We start from the raw sequence: 15,323 nt of genomic DNA, 5'->3' as shown, positions 1-15,323 counted from the left end.
AGCCGCGCTCAGCGGATGGCCTGCGCCGCCACGTCGCGGATGGCGGCATTGGCGATGGTCAGCTTGGCGAAGGTCCAGCCCGAGCCCGAGCCCTCGATCTGATCCACCGAGGCGCGCAGGCCCTCGACCACGGCCAGACGCTCGCCGATCCAGGCGTCGACCGCAGCCTCGGCGGACTGTTCGGTGGCGCCGACGCCTTCGTTGGCGGTCTGGGCGACAGCGCGGGTCAGCATCACCTGCTCGGCCATCAGGTCGCCGATCAGGCGGCGCACCGCCAGGCGGTCATAGTGGTCCGCCGACGGCACCGTCGAGGCCGCCGCCCGCAGCCGGTCGAAGTCGAAGGCCGCGCCGACCTGGTGATACAGCCGCGCCATGGCCGGCGCCTGCCAGCCGGCTTCGCGCGCCAGATCGCCGATGTCGGCGGTGGCGACCAGCGGCTTGAGCAGGGCCACCTCGGCAGCCAGCGCGTCGGGCGCGCCCAGATCGGTGAAGGCCTTGACCCGGCTCTCCAGTCGGCCCTTTTCGAACTGGCTCAGGACATCGCCGCCGGCCTGACGCAAAGCGTCAGCGGCGGGGCGATAGATGTCGATCAGCTCGCCGACCGACATGCCTTGCTTGGCTCGGCGCGCCAGCCACAGCGTCTGGCGGCGCAGGACCATGGCGATCTCGGAATAGAGGGCGGTCTGAGCCTCGGCCGTGATCTTCAGATCCAGCGCCGAGACTGCGTCCCATGCCTCGTCCAGACGGAACACCCGCCGCGCGGCCTCGAAGGCCACGACCAGGGCGGTGGTGTCGCATTCGGCCGAGATGCGCAGGCGGTCCGGGAAGGTCGGGCCGCACATATTGACGATCTCATTGGCCATGACGGTGGCGATGATCTCGCGCCGCAGGCGGTGCCCTTTCATCTCGGCTTCGAAGCGAGCGAGCGGCGCGGGGAAGTAGCGCACCACCGTCTCTTCGAAGAAAGGATCCTCAGGCGCCTGGGACGCCACGATGTCGTCGGACAGCTCCAGCTTGGAATAGGCCAGCAACACCGCGAGTTCGGGACGCGTCAGGGCGGAGCCGTGGCTCAGCATCTCGGCGATGCGCAGGTCGTTGGGCAGACCCTCGACCTTGCGGTCCAGCTTTCCGGCCGCGCCCAGCGCCTGCATGAAGCGCTGCTGCGCCTCCAGACCGCGCGCACCCTCGGCCTCGACCAGGCTGACGGCCAGGGTCTGGTCGTAGTTGTGGGCCAGCACCTTGTGACCGACCTCCTCGGTCATGGAGGCCAGCAGCGGGTTGCGGTCCTCGCTCTTCAACGCGCCCGAAGCGATGGCGCCCCCGGTCAGGATCTTGATGTTGACCTCGTGGTCGGAGCTGTCGACCCCTGCGGAGTTGTCGATGGCGTCGGTGTTGATGCGGCCGCCGTTGCGCGCGAACTCGATGCGCGCGGCCTGGGTCAGACCCAGGTTGGCGCCCTCGCCCACCACCTTGGCCCGCAGCTCTCCGGCGTCGACGCGGATGGGATCATTGGCCTTGTCGCCGACCATAAGGTCGGTCTCGGCCGCCGCCTTGGCGTAGGTGCCGATACCGCCGAAATACAGCAGCTCGGCCGGCGCCTTCAGGATGGCCTTCATCAGGCCGGCGGGGTCCAGGACCTCGTCCTCGATCTCCAGCGCCTGCCGGATTTCGGGGCTCAGTTCGATCGACTTGGCCGAGCGCGAGAAGACGCCGCCGCCCGCCGAGATCAGGTTCTTGTCGTAGTCCTGCCAGGACGAGCGCGGCAGTTCGAACATCCGCTTGCGCTCCTCCCACGACCGGGCCGGATCGGGATTGGGGTCGATGAAGATGTCGCGGTGATCGAAGGCGGCGACCAGCTTCGTCGCCTTGGACAGCAGCATGCCGTTGCCGAAGACGTCGCCCGACATGTCGCCGACGCCCACGGCGGTGAAGGGCTCGGACTGGATGTCCTTGCCCATCTCGCGGAAGTGACGCTTGACCGCCTCCCAGGCGCCGCGCGCGGTGATGCCCATGACCTTGTGGTCGTAGCCGGCCGAGCCGCCCGAGGCGAAGGCGTCGTCCAGCCAGAAGCCGTAGGATCGGCTGACGCCGTTGGCGATGTCCGAGAAGGTCGCCGTGCCCTTGTCGGCGGCCACGACCAGATAGGGATCGTCATCCTCCCAAGCCACGACATGGGCCGGCCGGACCACCGCGCCTTCGGCGGTGATGTTGTCGGTGATGTCCAACAGGCCCGACAGGAAGGTCTTGTAGCTGCGGATCGCCTCGGCCTGCACCGCGTCGCGGTCGCCGCCGCGCGGCAGCTGCTTGGGATAGAAGCCGCCTTTGGAGCCGACGGGCACGATGACCGCGTTCTTGACCTGCTGCGCCTTCACCAGGCCCAGGACCTCGGTGCGGAAGTCGTCGCGGCGGTCCGACCAGCGCAGGCCACCCCGCGCCACGGGACCAAAGCGCAGGTGCACGCCCTCGACGTGCGGCGCCCAGACGAAGATCTCGCGATAGGGTTTGGGCAGCGGCAAGTCGTCCAGCTCGCGCGAGGCGATCTTGATCGAGATATGCGGCTTGGGCGCGCCGCTCTCGTCAGTCTGGAAATAGTTGGTGCGCTTGATGGCGCCGATGAGCAGGGCGATGCGGCGCAGCGCCCGGTCGTGGTCAAGGCTCTTCACGTCCTGCAGCAGAGCCGTAATCTTGTCCTGCAACTCAGCGACAGAGGCTTCGCGGTCCGCGACCGAACCGCCCTCGGGCTCGAACTTGGCGTGGAACAGAGACAGCAGGGCGCGGGCGACGTCTGGATACTCCCGCAGCGCCTCCTCTTGAACGGCCTGGGTCGGATCCATGCCGGTCTGCTGGCGATAGTGGGCCAGAGTCCGCACCAGGGCGGCGGCGCGCCACGGCACGCCCAGCTCGAGCACCAGGCGGTTGAAGCCGTCGCTTTCAGCATGACCGGTCCAGACGGCCGAGAAGGCTTCCTCGAACGGCCGGGCGATGTCGTCGAAGCTCAGCGATTCACCGCGCGGATCTTCGAGCAGGAACTCATGGATGTGGATCGGCTCGTCGCCGGTCGGGCGGATGGCGTGGCCCCACTCCTCAAGCGTCTTCAGTCCCATGTCGGCCAGGATCGGCAGAACGTCCGACAGCGGCACGGCTTCACCGCGCCGATACAGCTTGAAGCGGAACTGCAGGCAACTGTCGCCGGCGTTGCGGAAGGCGCGCACCGCCACAGGCTCGCCTTCGCCGTGGTCGCCCGAGGCGTTCAGGCGATCGATCTGCTGCAAATCCTGAACCGCTTCGGCGGCGTCATAGCGATCGCGGTAGCCCGCGCCGAAGCCCTCAGCCCATTTGGCGCTCAGTGGTCCGACCGAAACCTCATTGAAGCCGCCGCGCCGCAGGGCGGTCTCGAAGCGGTCGATCCAGCTGCGCCCCGCCTCGGCGACCTCGGCCTCCAGGGCGACCGGATCGGGCGTGGCGTGATCGCCCGGCGAAACGCCGATGATGTAGTGGATGCGCACCAGCGGCTGGTCCGACAGCTGCGGATACCAGGCGGACAGACGCCCGCCCCAGGCGCGCGCCAGGATGCGGCCGATGCGCTCGCGCACCGAGGCGTCGAACCGCTCGCGCGGGATGAACGCCAGAACGGAGACGAAGCGGTCGAAGGGGTCTTTGCGCGTGAAGATCTTGATGCGCGGCCGGTCGTACAGGTGCAGCACGCCCAGCGAGATGTTCAGCAGCTCGTCCTCGCCGATCTGGAAAAGCTCGTCGCGCGGATAGTTCTCCAGGATGTTCTTCAGGCGCTTGTGGTTGTGGCTGCCCTCGGCCTTGCCGGCGCGCGCCAGGGCGTTGGCGACCTTGCGGCGGACCAGGGGCACGTCCTTGGCCGTCTTGTCATAGGCCTCGGCGGTGAACAGGCCGACGAAGCGGGTCTCGCCCGCCGCCTTGCCGTCCGCGCCGTAACGCTTGACCCCGACGTAATCCATGTAGGCGCGACGGTGCACGCGCGAGCGCAGATTGGCCTTGGCCACCGTCACCGGCTCGCTGAGGTCCAGCTGGCGCTGCATCTGGCGGGTCAGCACCGCCGGCTCGGACGCGCGGCGCAGAACCGTGCGCTCGGGATCAACCAGCACGCCCACACCCTGGGCGGACTGGCTGAGCGGGGCTTCCGCCTCATAGCCGCCGTCGGCGCTGCGCGGATATTCATAGTCCCGCGCGCCCAGGAAGACGAAGTGGTCCGCCTTGAGCCAGCGCAGGAACTCCACATTCTCCTCGAGCACGGCGGGATCCAGCCCAGGGGGCGGCGTGCTCTCCAGTCGACGGACGGCCGCGCGCATCATCTCCAGCATGGCACCATGGTCGGCGACGGCCATGCGCACATCAGCCATGGCCTGGGCCAGGCCCTCGCCCAGAACGTCGCGGCGCTCCTGCGGCAGGGGGTCTATGACGACCACGATCATCGACTCGCGGCCGTCGCCCAGATCGATGATGGGATGGAACAGGGCGCGCACGCTGACCCCGGCGTCGGCCAGCTCGCCCATGACGCTGTCCACCAGGAAAGGCGCGTCGTCCTGAATGATCTGCACCAGATCATAGCCGGTCACACGCCCTTTGGCCCCGGCCAGCGGACCGACCGCGATGCTGGCGGGATCGCCGACCCTTCGAGCTTGAACGGTCTTCCAGGCGGTCGACAGGAGAGCGGCCAGATCCTCTCCCGCCAAGTCCGGCGTTTCGTCGGCTTCATAGTCTTCGTGCGCCTGGACGAGGAACGCCTTCGCCGCCTCGCCCTGCCCGCCTCCGGCCGCCGCAAAGGCCGCTTCCAGCGCCTCCAGCGTCAGAACCGGGGCGGAGGCGGAAACGGTCGGGGCGGCGGACATCAGCACGGCTCGCAAGGGGCGCGGCCAGAGCCGCTGGACAGGGCGGCGCACGACGGGGGCCGCCTGTGTTGACTAGGACAGGTCATCGCGCGCGGGAAGCCTCAAAACGGAAAGAGCCGGCCCCTTTCGAGGCCGGCTCCGCACCGTTCGACCGATCCGGAGATCAGAAGCGGTAGTTCATGCCGATCTTCACGGCGTGGACGCCCATCCGGCTGTTGCTGCGGATGATGTCCGTGCCGGCGGTGTTCGGCGCCAGGATGAACGGGTTGGTCGCCGGAGTCGTGCCGGTGTTGCCGGCGCGCACGACATATTCGCCCGCGTCCAGCGAGGTGTAGAGGTATTCGCCGCCCACGGTCAGGTTCGGGGCCAAGGCGTATTCCACGCCGCCGCCCGCCTGCCAGCCGTCGGCCCGATCGTCGTCTTCCTGTACGATGAAGCTGTTGGCGGTGTTCGAGGTTTCAAAGCGGTTGTCGATCTTGCCCCAGGCGTAGCCGCCGGTTCCATAGATCAGGGCCGGGCCGACCGCGTAGCCGGCGCGCAGACGCGCAGCGGCCAGATTGTCCAGCCTGCGGGTGAAGGTGTAATTCGCCGGAGTGGTCGAGAAGCCCGTCACCGCGTCCTTGACGTTGGTGGCCGAGAACTCGCCCAAACCACCGACGACGAAGTTGCCGAACTGCCAGTCATAACCGGCGCGGATGCCGGCCTCCACGCCGCCGTTTCCATCCCCTTCACAGCCCTGGGGCGCAGAACTGCCGCGGGCGCGGCCCCCGCAGAAGCCGGGCGAGAAGGCGTCGGCGCCGGTGTCCGCGAGCGTCACCTGCTCGTTGAACTGGCCGTCCAGGTTGCGGTCGAAGCGCAGGACTTCGTCGTCCTGGTCGTTGGCCTGGTTCCAGCCGCCGTAGACGCCGACGTAGGCGCCGCTCCAGTTCGGGCGTTCCTGCGCCATGGCGCCGCCGGCGCCGGCGGCCAGGGCGAGTGCGAGTGCGGCGGTGAGAGTCTTGGTCATTTCGTATCCTTTTTTGTCCCCGCCCTTCCGGGGCCTCAAACCATCGAGCGTGGATACCGTTCCGCCTCCGGGGGTTGCGCGCGCCTGGCTGTTGCTCGCGCGCCACAATGGCCAAGCCGTTGTCGGACAACGAAAAGGCCGCCGGGCTTTCGCTCGACGGCCTTCGTGAAGCCGGCGCCGGGAGGGGGAGGGAGGCGCCGGTCCATGAAACGCCGGGTCCGGGAGGGGGAGGGAAAGGTCCCGGCGTCTGACACCTAAATGGGGGGTTCAAAGCCGCCTTCAAGGGCCGTCGGCGGCGGGCTTTTGCGACCTTCCGCCGCGCCCTTTTGCCGCCGGCGGGTCGGCCTTGGCCCCGCGCGGCTCGGCATAGGGTTCGCCGTCGCCGGACAGCAGAACCGCCACCCAGCGCGACCCCTTGAACTCGGCCAGGATCGCCATCGCCATGACCGCCAGAGGCGTGGACAAGAACATCCCGATCACGCCCCACAGGTGCCCCCATAGCGCCAATGACAACAGCACCACCACCGGGTCGATGTTCTGATTGTCGCCCTGCATGCGGGGCTGGATCCAGTTGCCGACGATGAACAGGATGGCCTGCAGCCCCACCAGCAGGATCAGCGCCGGGCCGTAGCTGTCGAACTGGACCAGGGCGAACAGAGGCGGCGCGAGGCCCGAGATCGCCCCGCCCAGGATCGGGATGAAGCCGACGATGAAGATGACGAAGGTCCAGAACTCCGCGTTCTGCAGGCCAACCGCCTTCATCAGCCCCCAAGCGACGGCGCAGATCATCACCCCTGTCACGGCCTGGACCCACAGATAGCCCTCGACGCCCGACCGCACCCGGCCGAAGACCTCGACGGCCTCGTTGCGGCTGGTCCGGTCAGGGAACATGCCGACGATCTTCTTGCGGAAGCCCGCCTGAGAGGCGAGGAGGAAGCCCAGATAGATCAGGACGAAAAAGGCCCCCGAGGCGATGCCCTGCACCTGGAAGGCCAACTGGGTCAGATAGCCGCGCAGGTCGATGCCGTTGATCAGGTCCATCGCGGTCGGCGGATTGGCGACGCCGAACAAGCGCGAGCCGTCGGCCAGAATCTGGTCGATGCGCGGCCCGATATTGGCTGTGACGCCCGACGCCTCGCTGAAGAAGCCCGCCGCGCCGTTGATGATGATGGCGATGGAGGCGAAGAAGCCCAGGATCACCAGAATCAGGGCCGCCGCCCCGGCGAACCGGTGCGGCAGAGGCGTACGCCGCTCAATCGCCCTCTTCACCCCATCGATCATGATCATCAGGAAGATAGCCATGGCCAGCGGCGTCAGAATGTCCCGCAGCCAGTAGAGCGCCGCGCCGCCGGCGACGACGGCGAGCAGGACCAGCGCATTCCTGGAAACGGTCGAGGCCGGCACGGCGATGGGCGGTTTCATGACGGCGTTTCCCCGAGGCCCTTATGGCGATATGCCTAAGCCAATCCACGGAGATGCGCCATGTCCGCAGACGGTTCCCCTCTCCCCGGCCTGTTCCTGGGTCAGTCCGACGACGGTCAGCCGCAGGTTCTGCTGTGGAACCGGGCAAATCGGCACGGCTTCGTCGCCGGTGCGACCGGCACGGGCAAGACCGTCACCCTGCAGATCATGGCTCAGGGCTTCTCCGACGCCGGGGTGCCGGTCTTCTGCGCCGACGTGAAGGGCGACCTGTCGGGTGTCAGCCAGCCGGGCGCCGCCAATGAGAAACTGGCCGCCCGCGCCGCCTCGATGAACCTGACCCTGACGGGCAAGGCGGCGCCGGTCGTGTTCTGGGACCTGTACGGCCAGAAGGGCCATCCGATCCGCACCACCGTCAGCGAGATCGGCCCGGTGCTGCTGGCCCGCATGCTGGACCTGAACGAGGTGCAGGAAGGCGTGCTGGCTGTGGTCTTCCATGTGGCTGATCAGGAAGGCCTGCTGCTTCTGGACCTGGGCGACCTTCGCAGCCTGCTGACCTATGTGGGCGAAAACGCCGAGCGCATCGGCCGCGAGGTCGGCAATGTCGCCCCCGTCTCGATCGCCGCCATCCAGCGCGCCATCCTTCAGCTGGAGCAGCAGGGCGGCAAGGGCCTGTTCGGCGAGCCGGCGCTGAGGCTGGAAGACATGATGCGCACCGGTCTGGATGGGCGGGGTCAGGTGAATGTGCTTGACGCCACACGACTTATGAACAGCCCGCGCCTCTACGGCGCATTTCTGCTCTGGCTTCTGTCGGAACTGTTCGAGCAGCTGCCCGAGATCGGCGATCCCGAGAAGCCGCGCCTGGTCTTCTTCTTCGACGAGGCGCACCTGCTGTTTCGCGACACGCCCAAGTCTCTGCTTGAGAAGATCGAGCAGCTTGTGCGTCTGATCCGATCCAAGGGCGTCGGCGTCTATTTCGTCACCCAGAACCCCGACGACATTCCCGGGACGGTGTTGGGTCAGCTGGGCGCCCGCATCGAACACGCGCTGCGCGCCTACACCCCAGCCGAACAACGCGGACTGAAAGCGGCGGCCGAGAGCTTCCGCCCGAACCCCGCCTTCGACACGGCCGAAGCCATCCAGGCTCTGGGCGTGGGCGAGGCCCTGGTTTCGACCCTGGACGCCAAGGGCGCGCCGACCGTGGTGGCCCGCACCGCCATACGTCCGCCCGACAGCCGCCTGGGCCCCGCCACCGAGGCCGAACGTGCGCAGATCATGGCCTCAAGCCCGGTGCGCGGCCTGTATGACATCGCGATCAACCGAGAGTCGGCCGAAGAGGTGCTGGCCCTGCGCCGCGGCGCCGCCGACCAGGCCGCGGCGGACGCCAAGCTGGCCGAGGCCCGCGCCAAACAGGCCGCCCAGACCGCCAAGGAAGCCGAGAAGGTCGCGGCCGACCGCGCCAAGGAGCAGGCGCGCCAGGATCGAGAAACGGCCCGCGCCCGCACGCCCGCCGCCCCTCGCCGCTCGACCCGCGAGACGCCGATCGAGGCCATGACCAAGTCCGTCCTGCGCACGGCCGGCTCTACCCTCACCCGCGAAATCCTGCGCGGCGTCCTGGGCGGAATGAAGCGGCGGTAAGCCGGTCACGGCCGGGCTCACACATTCGCTAGCGCGGAACCAGACGCCACATCCTGAGCGGATGGCGGACCGCCCCGGCTTCTGAGCCCGCCGCGTCGCCCCGGCCCATGTAGAGGTCGGCGCGCACGGGGCCGCGGATCGCCGAACCCGTGTCGAGCGCGGAGACTAGGCCGCGATAGCTGGCGCGGGCGCCGGCCAGATTGCCGCCGTCGGCGTCGATCCAGACTAGGTCGCCATAGGTCCAGTGCGCCGGGTCCACCGCGATCGAGCGGCGCGGCGGCAGCGGCACGGCGGCGGCGCCGGCCGGATGGCCGCCGTCGTCGGGCTGAATGTCGAAAAAGATGTAGCGCGGGTTCAGCGCCGTGACGGCGCGCGCCTCTGGGCCGCGATGGGCAGCCAGCCAGGCGCGGATGGCGTCGCCGGACGTGCCGTTCTGGGGCAGCAGGCCGCGCTCGGCCATCGGGCGGGCGATGCCGACGAAGCGATGACCGTTGTCGGCGGCGTAGGCGGCGCGCGCCCTGCCCCCGTCCTCGAACGTCAGATAGCCCGAGCCCTGGATCTGCAGGAAGAACAGGTCTTCGGCCTTCATCCAAGCCAGCACCCGCGTGGGCGGCGGTCCGGCCTCGATCTCGGCGCGCGTGGCCAGGACCTGGCCGCTGCGCCAGCCGTCGGGCCGGGCGAGGACGGGCGTGTCGAAATCCCGGTCCGCGCGCCGGCGCGCTGGATATTCGGGCGCGAAATAGCTGGTCAGCAGTCCCGGCCGGCCGTCGTCGGTCCGTGCGGGCACGGCCGAGAAGTTGGCCTCGAAGAAGGCGCGGGCGTCAGAGGGCGTGACCCGGCCGCGCGCCAGGTCGCGGCCGCTGGCGCAGACGCGTCGGGTCGCGGCGTCGCGCGCCACCCCGCAGCCGGCGACATAGGCCTGGAAACCCGCCAGATGGTCCTCCTCGCCCCAGCCGGGCAGGACGGCGGGACTGATCGTCCCAGCCGGCGGCGGACCAGAAGGCGTCGGGATTGATGGAGGCAGGCCTGGCCCGAGACCGCCCGGAGCGGTCTGAGGGGGCGGGGCGCTGGCGCAGGCGGCGGCGAGCGCGCCGATCAGCCCAGCCGCCACACGACGCCAGGTGAACCGCAGGGGCCTCACGCGCTGGCGGGCTCGACGCGGGCCAGCACCCAGTTGGGATTGGCGTCGCCCAGGGTGCGCTCAAACGTCCAGACCTCGGCGGTGCGGCGCTCTTCGACGGCTTCCTCGCCGCCGGACGGCGTCACCTTGCTGCGCAGCTCGGCCAGGAAGCGGACGCGGGCGCGGGCGCGGTCGCCCTCCGCATCAGCCGATTCCAGGTCGGCGCGCGGCGGATGCGGGAACTCGACCTGTTCGGCGTCTCCGCGCGTCTCGCGCGCGACTATGCCGGCCTCGAACGACTCCATGACGCGCGGGGCTAGAAGAGGCCTCAGCGCCTCTCGGTCGCCCGCAGCATAGCCTCGCACGATCGTCTCATAGGCGGTGCGGGCGCCCTCCAGAAAGCGTGCGGGATCGAAGCCCGGATCACGTGCCTTCAGACCAGACGCGGCCAGGGTGAGAGCTGCGTCGCCGGGCGTCGGCTTGGCCGCGACCTGCTGATTCTGAACCTGAGTCTGGCCCAGGCCCGGCATCGGCTTGGCGTTCTTGGCGTCCTCCTCGGGCTGACGGCCAACCCGCTTGCCCAGCACATTGTAGAGCTGGAACAGGACGAAGGCCGCGATGACGGCGAAGAAGATCAGCTGGAATTGAATCGGCACTTGGGGTTTCCCGGCGCGAAGGCGCTGTCCTGAGGATTAGGTGCTGACCTTGACCGGCGCAAGGCGAAGCCCCCCTGCGGCCTGCCGACGCATGGAGCTCAGCCTGGCGTGTCGCGGATCTGTTCGAGCAGCCGCTCGCGCGTTTCGGCCGGCCACGGCCGCGCGCCGGGACGCCCCCAGACGGGATCGGGCCACAGGTCGTCGTCCCGCCGACGACCGACAATGTGCACGTGCAGCTGGGGGGTGACGTTGCCGATGGCGGCGATGTTCAGCTTGTCGATCCGCCGATCCAGGGTCTCGGCCAGCGCCCGCGCCAGACGGCCCGCCCGCACCTGCTCCTCCATCAGCGCGGCCCGCTCGGAAGGCGAAAGGTCCTCGACCTCGACGGCGTCGGCGACGCGCGGGATGAGGATCAGCCAGGGGAAACGGGCGTCGTCCTGAAGCCGCACATGGCACAGCGGCCAGTCCGCGGCGGCGATGGAGCCGGCTTCGAAGGCGGGGTCGGGACGAAAGTCGGTCATGCGGCAAACTTGCAGCGCGCCGAACGCGGGTCTAGACCGCCGCCCGACGATTTCCTCCCCACCTCTTACTCGGCCTCAAGCCGCGCCAAGCGCGACCGGGCCACCAAAGGAGACTCTGATGGCTCGTGCGAAGATCGCCCTCATCGGCGCCGGCATGATCGGCGGCACCCTGGCTCACGTGGCCGCCCGCGAAGCGCTGGGCGACGTGATCCTGTTCGACATCGCCGAAGGCACCCCCCAGGGCAAGGCGCTCGACATCGCCGAGGCGACCTCGGTGTTCGGCCAGGACGTGTCGCTGAAGGGCGCGAACGACTATGCCGACATCGCCGGCGCGGACATCTGCATCGTCACCGCCGGCGTGCCGCGCAAGCCGGGCATGAGCCGCGACGACCTGATTGGCATCAATCTGAAGGTCATGAAGGCCGTGGGTGAAGGCATCAAGGCGCACGCGCCGAACGCCTTCGTCATCTGCATCACCAACCCGCTGGACGCCATGGTCTGGGCCCTGCAGAAGTTCTCGGGGCTCCCCAAGGAGAAGGTCGTCGGCATGGCCGGCGTTCTGGACTCGGCGCGCTTCGCCTACTTCCTGGCCGAGAAGACCGGCGTGTCCATTCAGGACATCCACGCCTGGACCCTGGGCGGTCATGGCGACGATATGGTGCCGATGGTGCGCCACTCGACCATCGGCGGCCTGCCCCTGCCCGACGCCGTCGCCGCCGGTTTCCTGAGCCAGGGCGACCTGGACGCCATCGTGGAGCGCACCCGCAAGGGCGGCGGCGAGATCGTGGCCCTGCTGAAGACCGGCTCGGCCTTCTACGCCCCGGCTGAGTCGGCCATCGCCATGGCCAAATCCTATCTGCTGGACCAGAAGCGCGTCCTGCCCTGCGCCGTGTGGCTGTCGGGCGAATACGGCCTGTCGGACCTCTACGTCGGCGTGCCGGCCCTGATCGGCGCCAACGGCGTCGAGAAGATCGTCGAGTTCACCACCAACGACGACGAGAAGGCCATGTTCAAGAAGTCGGTCGAGTCCGTGCAGGGCCTGATCCAGGCGTGCAAGGACATCGAGCCCTCGCTGGCGTGATCTGAAGGGGCGCTATCGCTCGGCTTGCGAAGCCGAGCTGCTTGAGCGCGACCACCCTCAAGCAATGAGCCGCCGCGCGGCGAATGCTAGGGCCAAAAGAATGGGGCGTCGGAGCGATCCGGTGCCCCTTTTTGTCATTGCGCCTGGGGCGTTGCGGGCTGTTCGGAGACGAAATAGCCGATGTGGGTGGCGTAGGCCGGCAGAAGCCCGCGCCACACCGCGAGATGGTCCGTCAGCTGCTCCACGCCCAAGCCGGGCAGAAGGATCACATCGTACTGCACCATGCCCGTGCCCTCGCCGCCCGCCTGCGCCGGGGCGACGTAGAAGCTCTTGAGGAAGCGGTTGCGGGTGTTCCACTCGTTGACCCTGGCCTCGGTCACGGTCGGGTTGCGGAATCCCGCGCCGAACTGCAGGTCGCCGCAGACCTGGTTCTGGCAGCCGTTGAAGTTCAGGGTCCAGGTCAGGTCGTCGCCGCTGACGCGCACGCGCGGCGCGTCAGCCTCGCCTTCGAGCGGGCTGACCGTCAGGCCCTGGGCCGTCAGCCACTGGGTCACGGTCGTGATCGGCAGGCCCGTCGCGGCCGGGGCGGGGGCGGTCTGAGGCGCGGGGGCCTGCACCGCCGTCTTGCCCAGGGTCGGCGAGGCGTTGGTGGTGAGGGCCAGGGCGGCCAGGGCCATCGCGATCTTCATGCGGCGTCTCCGTGTCAGTTCGAAGAGACTAGACCGGCTTGCCGCGGTCGCGCCAGCCAGTCGGCGCTGGACATCTCGTTCAGGCGCGAGACGGTGCGCTCGAACTCGAAGGCGCCCACGCCCTCGACATACAGCTGCTCGGGCGCGGCCTGGGCCAGCACGACCAGCCGCGTGCCCGCCTCGTACAGGGCGTCGGTCAGGGTCACTAGGCGTCGCGCCTCGTGATGGTTGGCCGGCGAGAGCCGCGGCACGCCGTCCAGGAACAGGGTGTGGAACCGGCCGGCGACGGCCAGATAGTCCTGTGGCCCCAGCGGCCGGCCGCACAGTTCGGCGAAGGTCGCGCGGGCCAGGCCGCCGACCGTGCGCTGCACCACCACCTCGCGGCCCAGCACGGGCAGATGGGTCGGCGCCTCGGGCTCTCCTCCTTTCAGATCGGCCCACAGGGTCTCGAACCCCTGGCGGGCCTCGGCGTCGACCGGCGAGAACCAGACGCGCGTTCCGGCCAGCCGCTCGGTGCGCCAGTCGCGCGCCCCGGCGGTCTCGACCACCGCGCACCGCTCGCGGATGATGTCGATGAAGGGCAGGAAGAGCTGGCGGTTGATGCCGTTCAGATACAGCTGCTCTGGCGCGCGATTGGAGGTGACGGCCAGCACGACGCGCTTGTCGAACAGGGCCTCGAACAGCCGGCCCAGGATCATCGCGTCGGCGATGTCGGTGACCTGCAGCTCGTCGAAGCACAGCAGGCGCGCCTCAGACGCGATCAGGGCCGCGATCGGCGGGATGGGGTCGTCGCCGCGATGGGTTCCGAACACCGTCTTGCGCGTGCGGGCGTCGCCCTCGCGCCACTGCTTCACCAGGTCGTGGACGCGCGCCATGAAGGCGTGGAAGTGGGCGCGCAGCTTGCGCGGCTCGGGACTTGTGGCGAAGAACAGGTCCATCAGCATGGACTTGCCGCGCCCCGGCGGCCCCCAGAGATAGACGCCCCGAACCTCGGGGGCGCGGCCGAACAGACCCTTCTTGTCCAGGTCGGTCTCCAGCCGCTCCAGCTCGACCAGGGTCGCGGCCTGCGCGGGGTCGGGCGCCAACACGCCCTCCTCGATGCGGATATCGTAGGCCTTGCGTATGCGGGAGGTCATGGGCCGGGCTTAGCCAAGGCCGACGCGAAAAGCGATTGCTTCGCGCCTGCGAAGGCCTAAATGCACAGAACCTCCCGCCCTCTCCCCCGCGCTCAGGCAGCGAGGCTCCGCGAGCCGAGCGTAGCGCGTCCGAAGGACACACAAAGAATGGCCTATCGTCTCGCCGTCGTCGGCGCCACCGGCAATGTCGGTCGCGAAATGCTGAACATCCTGGAAGAGCTGAACTTCCCGGTCGAGAAGATGCACGCCCTGGCCTCGCGCAAATCGCGCGGCGTCGAGGTCGCCTGGGGCGACCGCACCATCAAGTGCGAGGACATGGAGACCTTCGACTTCTCCAGCGTCGACATCGTCCTGATGAGCGCGGGCGGCAAGGTGTCCAAGGAATGGTCCGAGAAGATCGGCAAGGCCGGTCCGATCGTGATCGACAACTCCTCGGCCTTCCGCATGGACCCGGACGTGCCGCTGATCGTGCCCGAGGTGAACCCCGACGCGGTCAAGGACGCGACCAAGAAGAACATCATCGCCAATCCGAACTGCTCGACGGCGCAGCTGGTCGTGGCGTTGAAGCCTCTGCACGACGCGGCCAAGATCACGCGGGCGGTGGTGTCGACCTATCAGTCTGTGTCCGGCGCCGGCAAGGAAGGCATGGACGAGCTGTGGAACCAGACCAAGGCCATCTACGGCCTGGGCGACGCCCGGCCCAAGCTGTTCCCCAAGCAGATCGCCTTCAACGTCATCCCCTTCATCGGCAGCTTCCGTGACGACGGCTACACCGACGAGGAAGCCAAGATGTGGGACGAGACCCACAAGATCCTCGATCCCTCGATCAAGCTGACCGTCACCTGCGTGCGCGTGCCCGTCTTCGTCGGCCACTCGGAATCCGTGAACCTGAAGTTCGACCGCCCGATCAGCGCCGACGAGGCCCGCGACATCCTTCGTGACGCCCCCGGCGTCCAGGTCATCGATAAGCACGAACACGACGGCTACGTGACCCCGGTCGATGCGGCCGGCGAGCACGCCGTCTATGTGTCGCGCATCCGCAAGGATCCGACGGTCGAGAACGGCCTTTCGCTGTGGGTCGTGTCGGACAATCTGCGCAAGGGCGCGGCCCTGAACGCGGTCCAGATCGCCCAGCTGCTGGACGAGACCGGCACGATCAAGCCGCGCGGCGGCTATCGCACCATCACCGTCTGAC

Annotated in this window: 11 protein-coding genes; 3 read left to right on the top strand and 8 right to left on the bottom strand. The window is 68.7% G+C overall.

The window, feature by feature from the left end:
- Positions 1-8: 8 nt before the first annotated feature.
- The 3 genes from E4M01_RS04840 to E4M01_RS04830 form a co-directional block, all read right to left on the bottom strand.
- Positions 9-4,862, bottom strand: a complete 4,854-nt coding sequence (locus E4M01_RS04840; RefSeq protein ID WP_135061972.1) for an NAD-glutamate dehydrogenase — start codon at positions 4,860-4,862, stop codon at positions 9-11.
- A gap of 163 nt (positions 4,863-5,025) precedes the next feature.
- Positions 5,026-5,868, bottom strand: coding sequence for an outer membrane protein (locus E4M01_RS04835; protein ID WP_135061973.1), 843 nt, complete (start codon positions 5,866-5,868; stop codon positions 5,026-5,028).
- 279 nt (positions 5,869-6,147) lie between these two features.
- Entirely contained in the window at positions 6,148-7,290 is a 1,143-nt protein-coding gene (locus tag E4M01_RS04830; protein ID WP_135061974.1) for an AI-2E family transporter, read from the bottom strand.
- Between the two features lie 60 nt (positions 7,291-7,350).
- Between E4M01_RS04830 and E4M01_RS04825 the strand changes: the two genes are divergently transcribed.
- Positions 7,351-8,925, top strand: coding sequence for a helicase HerA-like domain-containing protein (locus E4M01_RS04825; protein ID WP_135061975.1), 1,575 nt, complete (start codon positions 7,351-7,353; stop codon positions 8,923-8,925).
- 28 nt (positions 8,926-8,953) lie between these two features.
- Here E4M01_RS04825 and E4M01_RS04820 read toward each other — a convergent pair whose 3' ends face one another.
- From E4M01_RS04820 to E4M01_RS04810, 3 genes are all read right to left on the bottom strand, one after another.
- A complete protein-coding gene (locus tag E4M01_RS04820) occupies positions 8,954-10,057 on the bottom strand; it encodes an MltA domain-containing protein (RefSeq protein WP_135062723.1) in 1,104 nt (367 codons plus the stop codon).
- A 5-nt stretch (positions 10,058-10,062) separates the two neighbouring features.
- Complete coding sequence (gene timA, locus E4M01_RS04815) at positions 10,063-10,701, bottom strand: TIM44-related membrane protein TimA (protein ID WP_371682913.1); 639 nt, start codon at positions 10,699-10,701, stop codon at positions 10,063-10,065.
- A 98-nt stretch (positions 10,702-10,799) separates the two neighbouring features.
- Positions 10,800-11,222, bottom strand: a complete 423-nt coding sequence (locus E4M01_RS04810; RefSeq protein ID WP_135061976.1) for an HIT domain-containing protein — start codon at positions 11,220-11,222, stop codon at positions 10,800-10,802.
- A gap of 118 nt (positions 11,223-11,340) precedes the next feature.
- Between E4M01_RS04810 and mdh the strand changes: the two genes are divergently transcribed.
- Positions 11,341-12,303 carry a malate dehydrogenase gene (mdh, locus tag E4M01_RS04805; protein WP_135061977.1) on the top strand — a complete coding sequence of 321 codons (963 nt, stop codon included), beginning with the start codon at positions 11,341-11,343 and terminating at the stop codon, positions 12,301-12,303.
- A 134-nt stretch (positions 12,304-12,437) separates the two neighbouring features.
- Here mdh and E4M01_RS04800 read toward each other — a convergent pair whose 3' ends face one another.
- Both E4M01_RS04800 and zapE read right to left on the bottom strand, forming a co-directional pair.
- The gene (locus E4M01_RS04800; RefSeq protein ID WP_135061978.1) at positions 12,438-12,992 is read right to left on the bottom strand and encodes a YbjN domain-containing protein; all 555 of its coding nucleotides are present in this window, start codon (positions 12,990-12,992) and stop codon (positions 12,438-12,440) included.
- A gap of 14 nt (positions 12,993-13,006) precedes the next feature.
- Complete coding sequence (zapE, locus tag E4M01_RS04795; protein WP_135061979.1) at positions 13,007-14,128, bottom strand: cell division protein ZapE; 1,122 nt, start codon at positions 14,126-14,128, stop codon at positions 13,007-13,009.
- A 147-nt stretch (positions 14,129-14,275) separates the two neighbouring features.
- Here zapE and E4M01_RS04790 point away from each other — a divergent pair, with 147 nt between their 5' ends.
- Positions 14,276-15,322 carry an aspartate-semialdehyde dehydrogenase gene (locus E4M01_RS04790; RefSeq protein ID WP_135061980.1) on the top strand — a complete coding sequence of 349 codons (1,047 nt, stop codon included), beginning with the start codon at positions 14,276-14,278 and terminating at the stop codon, positions 15,320-15,322.
- Position 15,323: the final 1 nt, after the last annotated feature.

The organism is Brevundimonas sp. MF30-B, assembly GCF_004683885.1.
Lineage (GTDB): Bacteria > Pseudomonadota > Alphaproteobacteria > Caulobacterales > Caulobacteraceae > Brevundimonas.
Note: the sequence above shows the minus strand (reverse complement) of the source record. Positions and strands in the feature narration are given on the sequence as shown.